15 protein-coding genes, 1 rRNA gene and 1 riboswitch are annotated in these 17,004 nt (G+C 70.7%); of the genes, 4 read left to right on the top strand and 12 right to left on the bottom strand.

Annotation, left to right across the window (positions count from 1 at the left end; all coding sequences use genetic code 11):
• Positions 1–71: 71 nt before the first annotated feature.
• The 3 genes from modA to ACIRQ9_RS39130 are packed head-to-tail and all read left to right on the top strand — an operon-like array spanning position 72 to position 2,853.
• Positions 72–899: a molybdate ABC transporter substrate-binding protein gene (gene modA / locus ACIRQ9_RS39140; protein WP_404185193.1), complete on the top strand. Its 828-nt coding sequence runs from the start codon at positions 72–74 to the stop codon at positions 897–899.
• A complete protein-coding gene (gene modB, locus ACIRQ9_RS39135; protein ID WP_404185190.1) occupies positions 896–1,744 on the top strand; it encodes a molybdate ABC transporter permease subunit in 849 nt (282 codons plus the stop codon). The genes modA and modB overlap by 4 nt, the downstream gene beginning before the upstream one ends.
• On the top strand, positions 1,741–2,853 hold the full coding sequence (locus tag ACIRQ9_RS39130; protein WP_404185187.1) for an ABC transporter ATP-binding protein: 1,113 nt from the start codon (positions 1,741–1,743) through the stop codon (positions 2,851–2,853). The genes modB and ACIRQ9_RS39130 overlap by 4 nt, the downstream gene beginning before the upstream one ends.
• A gap of 60 nt (positions 2,854–2,913) precedes the next feature.
• Here the strand turns inward: ACIRQ9_RS39130 and gcvP are convergent, their stop codons facing one another.
• The gene (gene gcvP, locus ACIRQ9_RS39125) at positions 2,914–5,799 is read right to left on the bottom strand and encodes an aminomethyl-transferring glycine dehydrogenase (protein ID WP_404185185.1); all 2,886 of its coding nucleotides are present in this window, start codon (positions 5,797–5,799) and stop codon (positions 2,914–2,916) included.
• 174 nt (positions 5,800–5,973) lie between these two features.
• A riboswitch (glycine riboswitch) is annotated at positions 5,974–6,068 on the bottom strand.
• 114 nt (positions 6,069–6,182) lie between these two features.
• On the opposite strand from gcvP, the gene ACIRQ9_RS39120 reads away from it, so the two are divergent.
• Positions 6,183–6,563, top strand: a complete 381-nt coding sequence (locus ACIRQ9_RS39120) for a PRC-barrel domain-containing protein (RefSeq protein ID WP_404185182.1) — start codon at positions 6,183–6,185, stop codon at positions 6,561–6,563.
• 79 nt (positions 6,564–6,642) lie between these two features.
• Here ACIRQ9_RS39120 and ACIRQ9_RS39115 read toward each other — a convergent pair whose 3' ends face one another.
• The 11 genes from ACIRQ9_RS39115 to rrf form a co-directional block, all read right to left on the bottom strand.
• Complete coding sequence (locus ACIRQ9_RS39115) at positions 6,643–8,004, bottom strand: DNA polymerase IV (RefSeq protein ID WP_404185179.1); 1,362 nt, start codon at positions 8,002–8,004, stop codon at positions 6,643–6,645.
• Between the two features lie 58 nt (positions 8,005–8,062).
• Positions 8,063–8,746: a MerR family transcriptional regulator gene (locus ACIRQ9_RS39110; RefSeq protein WP_404185176.1), complete on the bottom strand. Its 684-nt coding sequence runs from the start codon at positions 8,744–8,746 to the stop codon at positions 8,063–8,065.
• A 272-nt stretch (positions 8,747–9,018) separates the two neighbouring features.
• Positions 9,019–9,492, bottom strand: coding sequence for a bifunctional nuclease family protein (locus ACIRQ9_RS39105; protein ID WP_026253112.1), 474 nt, complete (start codon positions 9,490–9,492; stop codon positions 9,019–9,021).
• Positions 9,493–9,583: 91 nt separating this feature from the next.
• Positions 9,584–10,321 (bottom strand): MerR family transcriptional regulator, encoded by a 738-nt coding sequence (locus ACIRQ9_RS39100; protein ID WP_404185174.1) that lies wholly within the window; start codon positions 10,319–10,321, stop codon positions 9,584–9,586.
• A gap of 40 nt (positions 10,322–10,361) precedes the next feature.
• Complete coding sequence (locus ACIRQ9_RS39095; protein ID WP_404185171.1) at positions 10,362–11,192, bottom strand: FHA domain-containing protein; 831 nt, start codon at positions 11,190–11,192, stop codon at positions 10,362–10,364.
• A gap of 190 nt (positions 11,193–11,382) precedes the next feature.
• Entirely contained in the window at positions 11,383–12,219 is an 837-nt protein-coding gene (locus tag ACIRQ9_RS39090; RefSeq protein WP_404185168.1) for a DUF881 domain-containing protein, read from the bottom strand.
• Between the two features lie 5 nt (positions 12,220–12,224).
• Positions 12,225–12,557 (bottom strand): small basic family protein, encoded by a 333-nt coding sequence (locus ACIRQ9_RS39085; protein ID WP_046727248.1) that lies wholly within the window; start codon positions 12,555–12,557, stop codon positions 12,225–12,227.
• Positions 12,554–13,465 carry a DUF881 domain-containing protein gene (locus ACIRQ9_RS39080; RefSeq protein ID WP_404185165.1) on the bottom strand — a complete coding sequence of 304 codons (912 nt, stop codon included), beginning with the start codon at positions 13,463–13,465 and terminating at the stop codon, positions 12,554–12,556. Before ACIRQ9_RS39080 ends, ACIRQ9_RS39085 begins: the two co-directional genes overlap by 4 nt.
• A 111-nt stretch (positions 13,466–13,576) precedes the next feature.
• Entirely contained in the window at positions 13,577–16,072 is a 2,496-nt protein-coding gene (locus ACIRQ9_RS39075; RefSeq protein ID WP_404185162.1) for a sugar phosphate nucleotidyltransferase, read from the bottom strand.
• Positions 16,073–16,188: 116 nt separating this feature from the next.
• A complete protein-coding gene (locus ACIRQ9_RS39070; RefSeq protein WP_351328970.1) occupies positions 16,189–16,797 on the bottom strand; it encodes a CDP-alcohol phosphatidyltransferase family protein in 609 nt (202 codons plus the stop codon).
• 112 nt (positions 16,798–16,909) lie between these two features.
• Positions 16,910–17,004, bottom strand: a 5S ribosomal RNA gene (rrf, locus tag ACIRQ9_RS39065); the annotation flags it as partial.

The raw sequence follows: 17,004 nt of genomic DNA, 5'->3' as shown, positions 1-17,004 counted from the left end.
GGCGGCCGAGAGACAGGTCGCACCAGGGCGCGACAGCTTTCTCCACCCGGATTCAGAGGAGTTCACCCGTGATGACCCGTTCCGCGCGCCGGACCCGGCGGACCCTTCAGGTGGCCGGTGCCCCGGTGGCGGCCCTGCTGGTCCTGAGCGCCTGCTCCTCCTCGGACGACGACTCGTCCGCGAAGACGAAGTCGGACACCTCGTCCTCCGCGTCGTCCGGGCTGTCCGGTTCGATCACCGTGTTCGCGGCGGCCTCCCTCAAGGAGAGCTTCACGACGCTGAAGGCGGACTTCGAGAAGGCCCACCCGGGCACGAAGGTCGACTTCAGCTTCGGCGGCAGTGACACCCTCGCCGCGCAGATCACCAGCGGGGCCCCCGCGGACGTCTTCGCCGCCGCCAGCCCCAAGACGATGGCGATCGTGACGGACAAGAAGGACACCGCCACCACCCCGGCCACCTTCGTCCGCAACCAGCTGGAGATCGCCACCCTGCCGGGCAACCCCGACAAGGTCTCCTCGCTCAAGGACCTCACCGACTCCAAGCTGAAGGTGGTCCTCTGCGACAAGACGGTGCCGTGCGGCGCGGCCGCGCAGAAGGCGCTGGACGCCGGCAAGCTGAAGCTGACGCCGGTCTCCTACGAGGAGGACGTGAAGTCCGCCCTCAACAAGGTGGTCCTGAAGGAGGCCGACGCCGCGGTCGTCTACAGGACCGACGTGAAGGCCGCGGGTGACAAGGTGGAGGGCGTGGAGTTCCCCGAGTCCGCCGCCGCCATCAACGACTACCCGATCGCCCTCCTGAAGAACGCCCCGAACCCGGGGCTCGCCAAGGCGTTCATCGCGCTGGTGCGGTCCGCCGAGGGCCGGCAGGTCCTGAACCACGCCGGGTTCCTCAAGCCGTGACGAAGACCGACGAGCCGGACCCCGGGACCGCCGCCGTCACGGACGGCCCCCGGCGCCGGCGCGTCCGCTCGGCCGTGCCGCTGCCGCTCCTCCTGCCCGGAGCGGTGGCTCTGGCCTTCCTCCTGCTGCCCCTGCTGGCCCTGCTGCTGCGCGCGCCCTGGGGCAGCCTGCCCTCGCTGCTGACCAGCACGGAGGTGTGGCGGGCACTCCAGCTCTCGCTGCTCAGCGCGACGGCGGCGACGGCCGTGAGCCTGGTCCTCGGCGTTCCGCTGGCCTGGCTGCTGGCCCGCACCGAGTTCCCCGGCCGGGGCCTGGTGCGGGCGCTCGTGACGCTCCCGCTGGTCCTTCCCCCGGTGGTCGGCGGTGTGGCCCTGCTCCTGGCCCTCGGCCGCAACGGTGTCGTCGGGCAGTGGCTGGACGCGTGGTTCGGGATCACGCTGCCGTTCACGACGACCGCGGTGGTGATCGCGGAGTCCTTCGTGGCGATGCCGTTCCTGGTGATCAGCGTCGAGGGCACGCTGCGGGCCGCCGACCCGCGCTTCGAGGAGGCGGCGACGACGCTGGGCGCGTCCCGTCTCACGGCGTTCCGCAGGGTCACGCTCCCGCTCATCGCGCCCGGCATCGCGGCCGGTTCGGTACTGGCCTGGGCCCGCGCGCTCGGCGAGTTCGGGGCGACGATCACGTTCGCCGGCAACTTCCCCGGCCGCACCCAGACCATGCCGCTGGCGGTCTACCTGGCCCTCCAGAACGACCCCGACGCGGCGATCGCCCTCAGCCTGGTCCTGCTGGCCGTCTCGATCGCGGTCCTCGCGGGCCTCCGCGACCGCTGGATGACCGCCTCATGACCGCCCCGGATCCCGCCCGCCGCCCCGACGCGTCCCCCGCGCCGCCCGCGAAGGACACCGACGGCCTCGACGCCCGACTGGTCGTCACCCGTCCCGCCTTCCACCTCGACATCGCCCTCACCGCCGCCCCCGGCGAGGTCGTCGCCCTGCTCGGGCCCAACGGCGCGGGCAAGACCACCGCGCTGCGCGCCCTGGCCGGCCTCACTCCCCTGACCGCCGGCCATCTGCGTCTGGACGGCGCGGAGTTGGACCGCACGCCGCCCGAATCCCGCCCGGTCGGCGTCGTCTTCCAGGACTACCTCCTCTTCCCGCACCTCACGGCGCTCGACAACGTCGCCTTCGGCCCGCGCTGCCACGGCGTGCCGAAGGCCGAGGCCCGCGCCCAGGCGGCCGCCTGGCTGGACCGCATGGGCCTCGCGGACCACGGCGGCGCCAAACCCCGCCGCCTGTCCGGCGGCCAGGCCCAGCGCGTCGCGCTGGCCCGCGCCCTGGCCACCCGCCCCCGCCTGCTCCTCCTCGACGAGCCGCTCGCCGCCCTCGACGCCCGCACCCGCCTGGACGTGCGCTCCCAACTCCGCCGCCGCCTGGCCGAGTTCGAGGCCGTGGCGGTCCTGGTCACCCACGATCCGCTGGACGCGATGGTGCTGGCCGACCGTCTGATCGTCATAGAGCACGGTTCGATCGTCCAGCAGGGCGGCCCCGCCGACATCGCCCGCCGCCCGCGCACCGACTACATCGCCCACCTGGTCGGCCTCAACCTCTACCGCGGCCGGGCCGAGACGGAGGCCGGGGGCCACCTGGTCCGGCTGGACACCGGCACCGCCGTCGCCACCACGGAGCACCTCACCGGTGACGTGTTCGTCGCGTTCCCGCCGAGCGCCGTCACCCTCTTCCGGGACCGGCCCACCGGGGCCAGCGCCCGCAACGTCTGGCGCTGCCAGGTCGCCGGCCTGGAGATCCACGGCGACCGCGTCCGCGCCGACCTCACCGGCGAGCTCCCCCTCGCCGCCGACCTCACCACCGTCGCGGCGGCCGAACTGGACCTGCACCCGGGCACCCCGGTCTGGGCGACGGTGAAGGCGACCCAGACCCACGCCTACCCGGCGTAGCCCCGCGACGCGAGAGGCCCCGCCGAAGCGGGGCCTTCGTCACGTCCGTGCTGCCGCGGATCAGTCCTCGTAGGCGTCCAGCGGCGGGCAGGAGCACACCAGGTTCCGGTCACCGAAGGCCTGGTCGATCCGGCGCACCGGCGGCCAGTACTTGTCGGCGGCGGACACGCCGGCCGGGAAGACGGCCTCCGTGCGCCCGTACGCGTGCTCCCACTCCCCGCCGAGCGCGGCGGCCGTGTGCGGGGCACCCCGCAGCGGGTTGTCCTCCGCGGGCCACTCCCCCGACCCGACCTTGTCGATCTCCGCGCGGATGGCGATCATCGCCGCGCAGAACCGGTCCAGCTCGCCCAGGTCCTCGGACTCGGTCGGCTCGATCATCAGCGTGCCGGCCACCGGGAAGGACATCGTCGGCGCGTGGAAGCCGTAGTCGATGAGCCGCTTGGCGACGTCGTCGACGCTCACGCCGGTCGCCTTGGTGAGCGGCCGCAGGTCGATGATGCACTCGTGCGCGACCAGCCCGCCGGGGCCGGTGTAGAGCACGGGGAAGTGCGGCTCCAGCCGCTTGGCGACGTAGTTGGCGCTGAGCACGGCCACCTGGGTGGCGCGCTTCAGGCCCTCGCCGCCCATCAGGCGGACGTACGCCCACGAGATCGGCAGGATCCCCGCGGAGCCCCACGGCGCGGCAGAGATCGGCCCGACGCCGGTTTCCGGGCCCGCGGCCGGCTGGAGCGGGTGGTTCGGCAGGTACGGCGCCAGGTGGGACCGTACGGCCACCGGGCCGACGCCCGGACCGCCGCCGCCGTGCGGGATGCAGAAGGTCTTGTGCAGGTTGAGGTGCGAGACGTCGCCGCCGAAGTGCCCGGGCTTGGCGACCCCGACCAGCGCGTTGAGGTTGGCGCCGTCGACGTACACCTGGCCGCCGGCCTCGTGGACCTGGGCGCAGATGTCCGCGACGTGCTCCTCGAACACGCCGTGCGTGGACGGGTAGGTGATCATCAGGACGGCGAGCTGCTCACGGTGCTGCTCGATCTTCGCCCGCAGGTCCTCGACGTCGACCTCGCCGTCCTCGGCGGTCTTGACGACGACGACCTTCATCCCCGCCATGACGGCGCTGGCGGCGTTGGTGCCGTGCGCGGAGGACGGGATCAGGCACACGGTGCGCTGCTCGTCGCCGTTGGCGCGGTGGTAGGCGCGTACGGCGAGCAGACCGGCCAGTTCGCCCTGGGATCCGGCGTTGGGCTGCAGCGACACCTTGTCGTAGCCCGTGACCTCGGCGAGCCGCTCCTCCAGCTCGCGGATGAGCGTCAGATAGCCCTGCGCCTGCTCGGCGGGCGCGAAGGGGTGCAGCTGGCCGAACTCGGGCCAGGTGACCGGCTCCATCTCGGTGGTGGCGTTGAGCTTCATCGTGCAGGAGCCCAGCGGGATCATGCCCCGGTCCAGCGCGTAGTCACGGTCGGCGAGGCGGCGCAGGTAGCGCAGCATCGCGGTCTCGGAGCGGTGGTCGTGGAAGACCGGGTGGCCCAGGTAGCCGTCCTCGCGCAGCAGCGCCTCGGGCAGCGTGTCCACGGCGGCCGTGTCCAGCGCCTCGACGTCGCCCTCGACGCCGAACGCCGCCCACACGGCTCCCAGCTGCGCGCGTGTGGTGGTCTCGTCGCAGGCCATGGAGACGTGGTCGGCGTCGACCAGCCGCAGGTTGACCCCGCCCTGGCGGGCGGCCGCGACGACCTCGGCGGCCTTGCCGGGCACGCGCGCGGTGAGCGTGTCGAAGTAGGCGCCGTGCACCAGCTCGACGCCGCCGTCCGTCAGCCCCGCGGCGAGGATCGTGGCGTAGCGGTGGGTGCGCTGCGCGATGGCCCGCAGGCCCTCGGGCCCGTGGTAGACGGCGTACATGCCGGCCATCACGGCGAGCAGCACCTGCGCGGTGCAGATGTTGCTGGTGGCCTTCTCGCGGCGGATGTGCTGTTCCCGCGTCTGCAGCGCGAGCCGGTAGGCCTTGTGGCCGTCGGCGTCCACGGAGACGCCCACGAGGCGGCCGGGCAGGCTGCGCGCGAACTTCTCCCGCACCGCCATGTAGCCGGCGTGCGGACCGCCGAAGCCCATCGGCACACCGAACCGCTGGGTCGTGCCGACGGCGATGTCGGCGCCCAGCTCGCCCGGCGAGGTCAGCAGGGTCAGCGCGAGCAGGTCGGCGGCCACGGTGACCAGCGCGCCGAGCCCGTGCGCCTGCTCGACGAGCGGCCTGATGTCGCGGACGGCACCGGAGGCGCCCGGGTACTGGACGAGCACGCCGTTGATCTCCCGCGCGGCGAGATCGGCCGGGATGCCCTCGCTGAGGTCCGCGACGACGACCTCGACGCCCGCCGGTTCGGCCCGCGTCCGGATCACGGCGATGGTCTGGGGCAGGGCGTCCGCGTCGATGACGAAGACACCCTTCTTGTTCTTGCCCATGCGCAGCGACAGCGCCACGGCCTCGGCGGCGGCGGTGCCCTCGTCGAGCAGCGAGGCACCGGAGGTGGGCAGCCCGGTGAGGTCGGCGACCACGGTCTGGAAGTTCAGCAGCGCTTCCAGCCGGCCCTGGGAGATCTCCGGCTGGTACGGCGTGTAGGCCGTGTACCAGGCGGGGTTCTCCATCACGTTCCGCAGGATGACGGGCGGCGTGAAGGTGCCGTAGTAGCCCAGTCCGATCATCGAGTCGAGCACCTGGTTGCGGTCGGCCAGCGACCGCAGCTCGGCCAGGACCTCGGCCTCGGTGCGCGCGCCCGGCAGCTCCAGGGTGTCGGCGTTCTTGATGACGTCCGGCACGGCGGCGGCGGTCAGCTCGTCGAGCGAGCCGTAGCCGACCTGGGCGAGCATCTTGGCCTGCGCCTCGTCATCGGGTCCGATGTGGCGCTGCTCGAAGGGGATTCCCTGCTCTAGCTCGGAGAGCGGTACACGCTGGGCGGTCATTGCGGAGGCCTCCTGGTCTGACGCGACCTTCGAGGGGTACCCCGGCACGGGTACCCCGACGGCCTCCCCCTCTGTCATCTCAACCTGAGAGCTTCGCCGGACGCCCAGGGGATCCGGCTTTCACCGTCGGTGAGGGCGGGCGCCGTGGACGCCTGCCCTGCTTTCCAGAGTGACCTCGTCCGTGCGGTACGTGAGCCTGAGAGATTCCGGGGAGGATTTGCTCCTTCGGCGCCTCCGGACTGCCCGGAGGACTCTCCCGCACGGGATCAGCAGCCGCTTGCCAGCGTACCAGCGAGGGCAACGCACAGGTCTTCGAGTGGCCGCCTCCTTCAATGTGCTCTTTTGTAGTGCTTACGGATGAGTTGCGACCTAGTGGAGGGCCCGTGCAGACCGACATCGATCCGCGCAACCTGATCGGCCGCAAGGCGTTCGACCGCAACGGCACGAAGATCGGCACGATCGACGAGGTCTACCTCGACGACGCGACCGGGGTGCCGGAGTGGGCGGCCATACGCACCGGCCTGTTCTCCCGGGACGCCTTCGTGCCCCTGGAGCCGAGCGAGTTGGTCGAGGGCACCCTCAAGGTCCCCTTCGACCGCGCCCTGATCAAGGACGCCCCCGACTTCGGCGTGGGCCGCCACCTCTCCCCCGAGCAGGAACTCCAGCTCTACCACCACTACGGCCTGGACACGGCCGCCCCGCCCCCCGACCACCCCGACCACGACTTCGGCAAGCTGGCGGGAACCGAGGACACGGGCGCGTAGGGCAGGCGAGGGCCGCTCTCGCCGTGCCCGGGACCCCTGACGGGGCCCGTCCCGGCCCCGGAACGCCCCGCACTCCGGATCACACGCCCACCCCGTCCGCGGGAGTCGACGGCACCAGCGGCAGCGGATCCACCGGTTCCAGCTCAGGGTCGTCCACCCGGAACGTCCGCACCCTCCCCGGCACCGCCGACCCCGGCGTCTCGAACCGCACCGTCACCCGCCCCACCCCGCTCCCCTGCACCCATCCGTGGCCGTACCCCGCATGGCGTACGTCGTGCCCCGCGGGCCACCGCCGTTCGACGGCCGCCACCGCCTCGGCGACCGGCTCCGCCACGTCCTCCTCCGCGGCCGGCTCGACCGCGTCCCCGGCCGCCGCCTGCGCGAACAGATCCTCCTGGGTGTAGTCGGCGAGCCCCGACACGCCCACGCCCAGCAGCCGCACGCCTCCCGTCGTGTCCACCGAGTCCAGCAGCCGCGCCGCCGCCTCCCGCACCACCGCCGGGTCGTCGGTCGGTCCCCGCAGCGTCTCCGACCGGGTGAGCGTCGAGAAGTCGTAGCGCCGCACCTTCAGCACGATGGTCCGCCCCGACAGGCCGGCCGCCCGCAGCCGGCGCACACACCGGTCGGCGAGCCGCTGCACCTCCGTCCCCACCCGCGTCCGGTCGTGGATGTCCACGTCGTAGGTGTCCTCGACGGACACCGACTTGGCCTCCCGTTCGGCGACCACGGGCCGGTCGTCGTGGGCCAGCGCCATCGCGTGCAGCGCGTGCCCGTGGGCCTTGCCGAGGAGCCGCACCAGTTCGTCCTCGCCCGCCTCGGCGATCTCACCGACCGTGGTGATCCCGGCCCGCCTCAGATGGTCCCCGGTCGCCGGCCCCACCCCCGGCAGGGTCCGCACCGTCATCGGCCCGAGCATCGCCCGCTCGGTGCCCGGCTCGATCAGCACCAGGCCGTCCGGCTTGGCCTGCTCGGAGGCGATCTTCGCGAGCATCTTGGAGGCGGCCAGCCCGACCGACCCGGAGAGCCCCGTGGCGCCCCGTATGTCCGCGCGCAGCTTCTCCCCCACCAGCCGCGCCGATCCGGCGTCCCGGGCGACCTCACCGGCCTCCAGGTCCACGAACGCCTCGTCGAGGCTCAGCGGCTCCACCAGCGGCGACAGCTCGTGCAGCAGCGCCATCACCTGCTCGCTGATCGACCGGTACAGCGCGAACCGCGGCACGAGGTACGCGGCGTTCGGCGCCAGCCTGCGCGCCTGGGCCATCGGCATCGCGGAGTGCACCCCGAACACCCGGGCCTCGTAGGACGCCGTGGCCACCACACCGCGCGGTCCGAGCCCGCCCACGACCACGGCCTTCCCGCGCAGGCTCGGCTTCGACGCCTGCTCCACCGAGGCGTAGAAGGCATCCATGTCGAGATGCAGGATCGTGGGCGCGTTTCTCACGTCTCCGATGCTGCACCACGCCACTGACAATGCCCCGGCACACCGCGGTGCCGGGGCCTCAGACCGCCTTGTTGCGGCGCCGGGCCAGCTCGTCGGCGGGGTTGTGCCCGACCAGGGTCTCGCCCGTGTCGACGCGCTCGCCGTGCAGCTGGGACAGGGCGCTCTCCACGTCCCGCCAGACCACGCCGACCGCGATCCCGAAGATGCCCTGCCCGCCCTGGAGCAGCGCGTGGACCTCGTCGGGCGAGGTGCACTCGTAGACCGTGGCGCCGTCGCTCATGAGCGTCATCCGCTCCAGGTCGCGGAAGCCGCGCTCCCTCAGGTGCTGGACGGCGGTGCGGATGTTCTGGAGGGAGACCCCGGTGTCCAGGAACCGCTTCACGATCTTCAGGACGACCACGTCCCGGAAGCTGTACAGGCGCTGGGTGCCCGACCCGTACGCGGGCCGCACGCTGGGCTCGACCAGCCCGGTGCGGGCCCAGTAGTCCAGTTGGCGGTACGTGATTCCGGCCGCCGCACAGGCGGTGGGCCCCCGGTACCCGATCTCCTCGGTCGTCATGGACGCAGCCCCTCCGCCGCTCGGCACTGCCGCCGGACGCTGCGAAGCGTGACCTGCAGTGCTGCCGTGCTGGGGGTCCCCCCAACTCGAACGAAGCCGAGGGCTCGGGGGAGGGTACGGACCGCTCTCCCCGAGACGGCGTCCCGGGGCACCCCCAGCCATACCGTCGCCGCTGCTTCTCACGCCGACCTCCGTCCTTGACCTGCCTTCTCGACGGTAGGCAGTCACCAGGGGTGCGTCAACGATCGCCACACTCGGCACGCCGAGTGATAATCACCCTAGGAGTGGTTTCCCGTGCCCCACCGCGGGGAAAGGCTAGCCGAATGCGCTGACGGGAAGGCGTAGGACGCTCTCAGTGGCCGTTGGCAATTGCCCGTGAGTCCGCCGCATCCGCCCGACCGTGAAGCGGCCCGCCACCACCCTTCGCAGGGTGGCCGGCGGGCCGTTGCGGTCTCTCACTGACTGCTGGTACCGAAGTCCTCGGGCGAGATCTGGTCGAGGAACTCGCGGAACTTCTCCACCTCGTCCTCCTGCTCGTCCGGGATCGCGATGCCGGCGTCGTCCAGCACCGTGTCGCTCCCGTAGATCGGCGTTCCGGTGCGCAGCGCCAGCGCTATGGCGTCGGACGGGCGGGCGCTCACCTCCACGCCGCTGGCGAACACCAGCTCCGCGTAGAAGACGCCCTCACGCAGATCCGTGATGCGCACCTCGGTCAGCTCCTGGCCGACGGCCTCCAGCACGTCCTTGAAAAGGTCGTGGGTCAGCGGCCGCGCCGGAGCCATGCCCTGTTGGGCGAACGCGATCGCCGTCGCCTCCCCCGGTCCGATCCAGATGGGGAGGTAACGGTCGCCTCCCACTTCGCGCAGGAGCACGATCGGTTGGTTGGAGGGCATTTCCACCCGGACACCTACGACATCGAGCTCGTTCACACAGCAACCCTAGGCCGTGCCCGGGACGTTTGGGTAGTCGGGCCCGGAACGCGCGCCCGATCCGGCCCGTGCCCGGGTCCTGTCACGATGGTCATGGCAGCCGCACTCCGAGCGCGGTCTGCACCAGTGCGGCGTGCAGCTTCACCGTGAGCGCCGCCAGCTCTTTCGTACGGGCCTCGGCGTGCGCCCTTGTCTGCGGATTGCGGTGCCGCCTCAACGGGGCCACCACCTGGTCCACCAGCCCCGCCTCACGGTCCGCGGCGGCCTTCATCGCCCGCAGATGGCGCGGCTCGATGCCGAACCGGCCCAGCTCGGTCACGAGCGCGGCCACGGTCACCGCCTCGGAGTCGTACGCGCCGTCCGCCAGGGGCGCGAGCAGCCCGTAGGACTCCCACTCCGCCAGACGGCCCTCGTCGATCTCCGCGGCCGCGAGCAGCTCCTCGCGGCCGATCCGCGCCACCGCGGGCGCCTCGGGCATCGTCGGCACCGCCTCGCCGTCCCGCTGCCGCCCCAGCACGGGCAGCTGCACGGCCTCACCGCGCTCCATGGCGTCCAGGTACTCCCGGATGACCTTCAGCGGCAGATAGTGGTCCCGCTGCATCCTCAGGACGTGTCCGAGCCGCTCCACGTCCCCGGCACTGAACTTGCGGTACCCGGACGGAGTACGGCGGGGCTCGATGAGCCCCTCCGACTCCAGAAAGCGGATCTTGGAGATGGTGACTTCGGGGAACTCGTCGCGCAGCACGTTCAGCACCGTGCCGATGCTCATCAGCCCGGTTTCCGTGGCGGCGGTGCCGTGACCGGTACCGCCGCTCGGTGTGTGCAGCATGGACCTTCTTCCCTGGGGTCCCCGCACGAGGTCCGGAGGGTCAGATGCCCTGCCGGCTCGCGTAGAAGACCAGCCGGTACTTGCCGATCTGGACCTCGTCGCCGTTCGACAGCGCGACCTGGTCGATGCGCTCCCGGTTGACATAGGTGCCGTTGAGGCTGCCCACGTCGGCCACCGTGAACGAACCGTCCGGCTGGCGGCGGAACTCCACGTGGCGGCGCGAGACCGTGACGTCGTCCAGGAAGATGTCGCTCTGCGGATGACGGCCCGCCGTGGTCAGGTCGCTGTCCAGCAGGAAGCGGCTGCCCGAGTTCGGACCGCGGCGCACGACCAGCAGCGCGGAGCCCAGCGGCAGCGCGTCGACGGCCGCCTGGGCCTCCGGGGAGAGCGCCGGCACCTGGGTCTGCCCGGTCACCTCGGCGTCGTACGCCTCCAGGCCGGAGATCGAGATCGTGGACGTCGTCTCCGACGCCCGCTCGGGCACGGCGCCCGGGCGCAGCGGAGCACCGCAGTTGGAACAGAAGCGGGCGTTCTCCGCGTTGCGGTTACCGCACCTCGTACAAACCAGGGCCGACATGGACGGATCCTCCTGCCGCGGCTGCCCCGCCGGGTCGTTGGACGCGTACGGGCCGGAGGTAAACCCTCCACCCGCACCTGAGGTTGACGGTTGCCCGAAACCTATGCCGCCGGACTGCGACGGGTCAACTGACGGCGCGCCCTGACCTCCCGAAATGTCACCCCCCGGACCAGCCAGCTGATCCCGGAACAGCGGACGCTGTCCGTCCGCGTCAGGCTGTGCGCGATGGCGAGCGGTCGCGTTGTCGCTGCCCTCTCGCGCGCTCTTGCCGAACAACTTCGAAAACAACTTCACGGGCGATTCCCCTTGACCGAAACAGACCCGCCCGTGGGGCAGGACGAACCCTGACTGAATACACCGGCCGACCCGGACAACCACACAACGTCCGTATCCACCAGACAGTTTCCACCACACACCGGTTTCCCGGTGCGCCGACCCCCCGCATCCTCATGCCCTTGCCGGACGTTCCGCATGCACCGCTGGTTCACTGTGAGGACGACCGAGCGTAGTCAGGCTGCTTCGCCGGTCGCAAGGCATCCACGACGATCTTGGTCGATCGCTCGACGGTCACCGTCGCCTGCTCCTTCTCCAGGGTCTGCACCACGCCTCCGGGGATGTTGAGAGCCGGTTCGAGGTCCTGCGGCTTGCCGATCACCTTGAAAACGTAGGGCTGAGTGATCTTGTTCCCGTCGACGCTCACGCTCTTGCCCGAGTCGGTGAGGTAGGTGCCGGAGACCACGCGCACCCCGTCCACCTGGATCGCCTCCGCGCCGGCCGCGCGCAACTCCTGGATCGCGTCGAGCAGCATGTCCGCCTGTACCGTCCCCTTCGGATCGTCGACCGTCATCGTGATGCCAGGACCCTGCGCCGCCACGGTGCCCGCCAGAATGCCGAGTTGCCTCTCCTTCTCGGCCGTCTGCCGGCGAGCCTCCGCCGCCTGGTCGGAGCTGCTCTGCAACTCCTGGCGCTGCTTCTCCAGTCCTGTCCTCTCGTCCTCAAGACGCTGAGTCCGGTCGTCCAGTTCATCGAGGATGCGAACAAGATCCTCCTGGCGCGCGCCGCGCAACGCGCTGTCGTTGTCGCTGTTCGACGCCACCTGCACGGCCAGGCCGAATCCGAGCCCGAACAGCAGTACCGCGACGATCAGTTGGGCCCGGCTCACGCGCGGCGGCCACAGCCCCTGGACCAGCCGCCGGCGCCCGGTCAGCCCGGCGTCCGGCACCGGCTCGGCGGTGGGCCCGGCCTCCGGCGCCACGGCGGGCACCTCGGCGGGCAGTTCCTTGCGCAACCGGTGCTCCGGGTGTTTCCCGTGCTCATTCATGCCACTCACGCCCGGAAGACATGCCGTCGGATCGCCGCGGCGTTGGAGAAGATACGGATACCGAGAACCACGACCACACCCGTGGACAGCTGCGAGCCGACGCCCAACTTGTCGCCGAGGAACACGATCAGCGCGGCGACCACCACGTTGGACAGGAACGACACCACGAAGACCTTGTCGTCGAAGATCCCGTCGAGCATGGCCCGCAACCCGCCGAAGACGGCGTCGAGCGCCGCGACGACGGCGATCGGCAGATACGGCTCGACGACCGCCGGAACCTCCGGACGGACCAACAGTCCGGCCACGACGCCCACGACGAGGCCAAGTACGGCGATCACGATGTGCCCTTCTCAGTCTTCTCGGTGTACGGCTCGGCCGTACGTACGATCACGCTGGGTGCCGCGGGCAGCCGGACGTCACTCTCCGTGGAGATCGTCGCCCGGATGTCGAAGTTCTCCTCCAGCGCGTGCAGGTACAGCCCGTCGGGACTGTCCTGGAACCTGGAGCTGAGCCTCTCCCCGTCCCCCACCGCCAGCACCGTGTACGGCGGGACCAGCGGCCTGTTGTCGACCAGTATCGCGTCTCCGGCGGCCCTGATCGCGGACAGGGCGGTCAGCCGCTGCCCGTTGATGGAGATCGCCTCGGCGCCCGAGGCCCACAGCCCGTTCACGACGCGCTGCATGTCGTGGTCCCGCACCCGGCCGGTGTCGGAGAAGCCCGAGGTCTCCCGCGGATTTCCGGCGTCGCCGCCCGCGGAGGCCTCCTTGGCGTCGTTCACGACCAGCTTCACGCCGGGACCCTGCACCGCCGTGGCACCCGACAGGACGCCCACCAGGTCCGCCTGATCGCTGCCGCCGCTCGCCTTCAGCGCCGCGCGCTGCCGGGCGCTGACGTCGTCACGGAGCTTGTCGACACTGTTCTCCAGCTTGTCGGCGTCCGCCGTCTCCCGGTCGATGCGGTCGATGAGCTCCTGCCGCTCCTTGGCCACCACCGGGGCCGTCACACGCGCCTGGGCCGCTCCCACGGTCACCACCAGCGCCGCGAGCACCAGACCGCCGGCCAGGCCCAGCCTGGCCCGCAGGGTCTTCGGCATCCCGCCGGACTGCCCCCGTGCCCGTTTGCGGGCCGCCGCCTCGGCGTAGCCGTCGTCCAGGCTGTGGTCCATGACGTTGGTGATCAACGACATGGAGGCGTCCGGGCGGCGCGGCCGGGCGGCGCTGCTCCGAACGGGGGGTTGCTGCGGCATGCCGCACATCGTCGCACGTTGCGACCGGTACCTCCGAATGGCCCCACCGGCGTGCCGGACAGGCCCCCTGCGGGGACACGTGTCCGGCACGCGCGCGTGCGGTGTCCTTGCTTACCGGCCGGCGCTGTCCACGATGGCCGACCATTCGTCCAGCAGTGCCTGCGCGGAGGCGTCGTCCGGGCCCTCCGCCCACAGGTGGGTGACGGCCTCGGCCGGGTCGGGCAGCACCATGACCCACCGCCCGTCCGTCTCCACGACCCGCACTCCGTCGGTCGTGTCCACGGAACGGTCACCGGCCGCCTCGACGACGCGCCGCATGACCAGACCCTTGACAGCCCACGGGGTCGCCAGGTCGCGCTTGAGGACGTGCGCCCGCGGGATCCGCGCGTCGATCTGGCTGAGCGTGAGCTGCGTGCGCGCCACCAGCCCGATCAGCCGTACGAAGGCCGCCGTGCCGTCGTAGACGCTGCTGAACTCGGGGACGATGAATCCGCCCTTGCCGTCACCACCGAAGATGGTGGCTTCCTCACGCCCCACGCGGGTGAGGTCGTCGGGCGAGGTGGTCGTCCACTCGACCTGGGTGCCGTGGTACGCGGCCACCTGTTCGGCGATCCGGGTCGTGGTGACCGGAAGCGCCACACGGCCGCTGCGCCGCTCGGCGGCGACCAGGTCGAGCATGACCAGCAGCGCCCGGTCGTCCTCGATGATGCGGCCCTTCTCGTCCACCAGGGACAGCCGCTCGCCGACCGGGTCGAACCGCACGCCGAACGCGGCCCTTGAGGAGGCCACGATCTCGCCCAGGCGCACCAGTCCCGCCCTGCGCTGGTCCGCCGTCTCCGTGGGCCTGGCCTCGTTGAGACCGGGGTTGACGGTCAGCGAGTCCACGCCGAGCTTTCCGAGCAGGCTGGGCAGGACGAGCCCGGCGCTGCCGTTGGAGGCGTCCACGACGACCTTCAGGCCCGCCTCGGCGATCCCGGTCGTGTCGACGTTCCGCAGCAGCGACCCCGTGTAGGAGTCGAAGACGCTGGCCGGGAAGTGCAGGTCGCCGATCTCGCCGGGGAACGCGCGCCGGTACTCCTGCCGCGCGAAGATCCGGTCCAGCTTGCGCTGGCTGGCCTGCGAGAGGTCCGCGCCCTGCCCGTCGAAGAACATGATGTCGACGGAGTCGGGCACTCCGGGCGAGGTCCGGATCATGATGCCGCCGGCGCTGCCGCGCGCGGTCTGCTGCCGCGCCACGGGCAGCGGCACGTTCTCCAGGTCGCGTACGTCGATGGCGCTGGCCTGGAGAGCGGAGATCACCGCCCTCTTGAGTGCGCGCGCGCCTCGCGAGTGGTCACGAGCCGTGGTGACCGTGGAGCCCTTCTTCAGGGTGGTCGCGTACGCGCCGGCGAGCCGTACGGCCAGTTCCGGCGTGATCTCCACGTTCAGGATTCCGGAGACACCGCGGGCGCCGAAGAGATGCGCCTGTCCGCGGGACTCCCAGATCACCGACGTGTTGACGAAGGCACCGGCTTCGATGGTCTTGAACGGATAGACCCGGACGTTGCCCTGGACGATCGACTCTTCACCGATCAGGCACTCGTCACCGATGACCGCGCCGTCCTCGATCCGGGCGGCCCGCATGATGTCGGTGTTCTTGCCGACGACACAGCCGCGCAGGTTGCTGTGCTGTCCCACGTAGACGTTGTCGTGGACGACGGCGCGGTGGAGGAAGGCTCCGCTCTTCACGACGACGTTGGATCCCACGACCGTGTGCTCGCGGATTTCCGTGCCGGCCTCGACCTTGGCGTAGTCGCCGATGTACAGCGGCCCGCGCAGGACGGCGTCCGCGTGCACCTCGGCGCCTTCGGCGACCCAGACTCCGGGCGATATCTCGAAGCCGTCGATGTCGACGTCGACCTTGCCCTCCAGGACGTCGGCCTGCGCCTTCACGTACGACTCGTGGGTGCCCACGTCCTCCCAGTAGCCCTCGGCGACATAGCCGTAGACCGGCTTGCCTTCCTTCATGAGCTGCGGGAAGACGTCGCCGGACCAGTCGACCGGAACGTCGGCCTCGACGTAGTCGAAGACCTCGGGCTCCATGACGTAGATGCCCGTGTTCACCGTGTCGGAGAACACCTGGCCCCAGGTCGGCTTCTCGAGGAAGCGCTCGACCTTCCCCTCCTCGTCGACGATGGTGATGCCGAATTCCAGCGGATTGGGCACACGGGTCAGGCAGACCGTGACGAGCGCGCCCTTTTCCTTGTGGAAGTTGATGAGTTCGGTGAGGTCGAAGTCGGTCAGCGCATCGCCGGAGATGACGAGGAAGGCGTCGTCCTTCAACGCCTCTTCGGCGTTCTTGACGCTTCCGGCGGTACCGAGTGGCTTCTCCTCATTGGCATAGGTGAGCTCCATACCGAGCTCCTCGCCGTCTCCGAAGTAGTTCTTGACCAGCGATGCCAGGAACTGCACGGTGACGACGGTCTCGGTGAGCCCATGCCTTTTGAGCAGCCGAAGCACGTGCTCCATGATCGGGCGGTTCACCACCGGAAGGAGCGGCTTGGGCATGCTAGAGGTCATTGGGCGAAGGCGTGTACCTTCGCCACCGGCCATCACGACGGCCTTCATGTCGGAAGCGTCCTCCTCTAAAAGATGACGGTCTAGCCGACTTCACCCGTCCAGATTGTCCCGCACTTTTCCGCGGCGGGCCATCGAGAGCCACTACGTCCGGACAATCGCCGAGCTCAATCGGCTGTGGCGTCCGCGCGAACGAGACGACGGACTTGCACCACGTAGAGCACTCCTGCCCACCAATAGAGGGTTGTACCCCATCCGGCGAACGCCCATCCGAAAATGGCAGCGAGTGACGAGATCCAGCCGCTTCCGTCACTGAGCAGCAGGAGCGGGAACGCGTACATGAGGTTGAACGTGGCGGCCTTGCCGAGGAAGTTCACCTGCGGCGGCGGATAGCCGTGCCGTCGGAGGATCCCCACCATCACCAGCAGCACCAGCTCGCGCAGCAGCAGCACGCCGGTCAGCCAGAGGGGCAGGATCTCGCGCCAGGTGAGGCCGACGAGCGTCGAGAGGATGTAGAGCCGGTCCGCGGCGGGGTCCAGCAGCCGGCCGAGGCTGCTGATCTGGTTCCAGCGCCGGGCGAGCTTGCCGTCCAGGTAGTCGCTGATGCCGCTGAAGGCGAGGACGAGCAGCGCCCAGCCGTCGCTCTTCGGCCCGCCGAACTCGGGCCTGAGGATCAACCACAGGAAGACGGGCACGCCGACGAGGCGGGCCATGCTGAGGATGTTCGGGATGGTGAGGACCCGGTCCGTCTGGACACGGGTCTCCTGGACCTCCACCCGGGGGCCTCCTGTGATGGGAAACGAGCCAACTTTGCCCCCTGACCTTACCTCAACGCAAAAAAGCTCCGGCTCTTGGGCTTGATGCCCAAGAGCCGGAGCTCTAAAAGGAGTTCGGCGGTGTCCTACTCTCCCACAGGGTCCCCCCTGCAGTACCATCGGCGCTGTAAGGCTTAGCTTCCGGGTTCGGAATGTAACCGGGCGTTT

The sequence above is a fragment of the Streptomyces sp. NPDC101237 genome, assembly GCF_044767465.1.
In the GTDB taxonomy this organism is placed as follows: Bacteria; Actinomycetota; Actinomycetes; order Streptomycetales; family Streptomycetaceae; genus Streptomyces; species Streptomyces gramineus.
This window is presented reverse-complemented; position numbering and strand designations above follow the sequence as displayed.

What these genes read in the sequence shown, in the direction of transcription:
- modA (WP_404185193.1), top strand. Translation starts at nt 72, where the DNA reads ATGACCCGTTCCGCGCGCCGGACCCGGCGGACCCTTCAGGTGGCCGGT.
- ACIRQ9_RS39130 (WP_404185187.1), top strand. Translation starts at nt 1,741, where the DNA reads ATGACCGCCCCGGATCCCGCCCGCCGCCCCGACGCGTCCCCCGCGCCG.
- gcvP (WP_404185185.1), bottom strand. Translation starts at nt 5,799, where the DNA reads ATGACCGCCCAGCGTGTACCGCTCTCCGAGCTAGAGCAGGGAATCCCC.
- ACIRQ9_RS39100 (WP_404185174.1), bottom strand. Translation starts at nt 10,321, where the DNA reads ATGCTGCACACACCGAGCGGCGGTACCGGTCACGGCACCGCCGCCACG.
- ACIRQ9_RS39090 (WP_404185168.1), bottom strand. Translation starts at nt 12,219, where the DNA reads ATGAATGAGCACGGGAAACACCCGGAGCACCGGTTGCGCAAGGAACTG.
- ACIRQ9_RS39080 (WP_404185165.1), bottom strand. Translation starts at nt 13,465, where the DNA reads ATGCCGCAGCAACCCCCCGTTCGGAGCAGCGCCGCCCGGCCGCGCCGC.
- ACIRQ9_RS39075 (WP_404185162.1), bottom strand. Translation starts at nt 16,072, where the DNA reads ATGAAGGCCGTCGTGATGGCCGGTGGCGAAGGTACACGCCTTCGCCCA.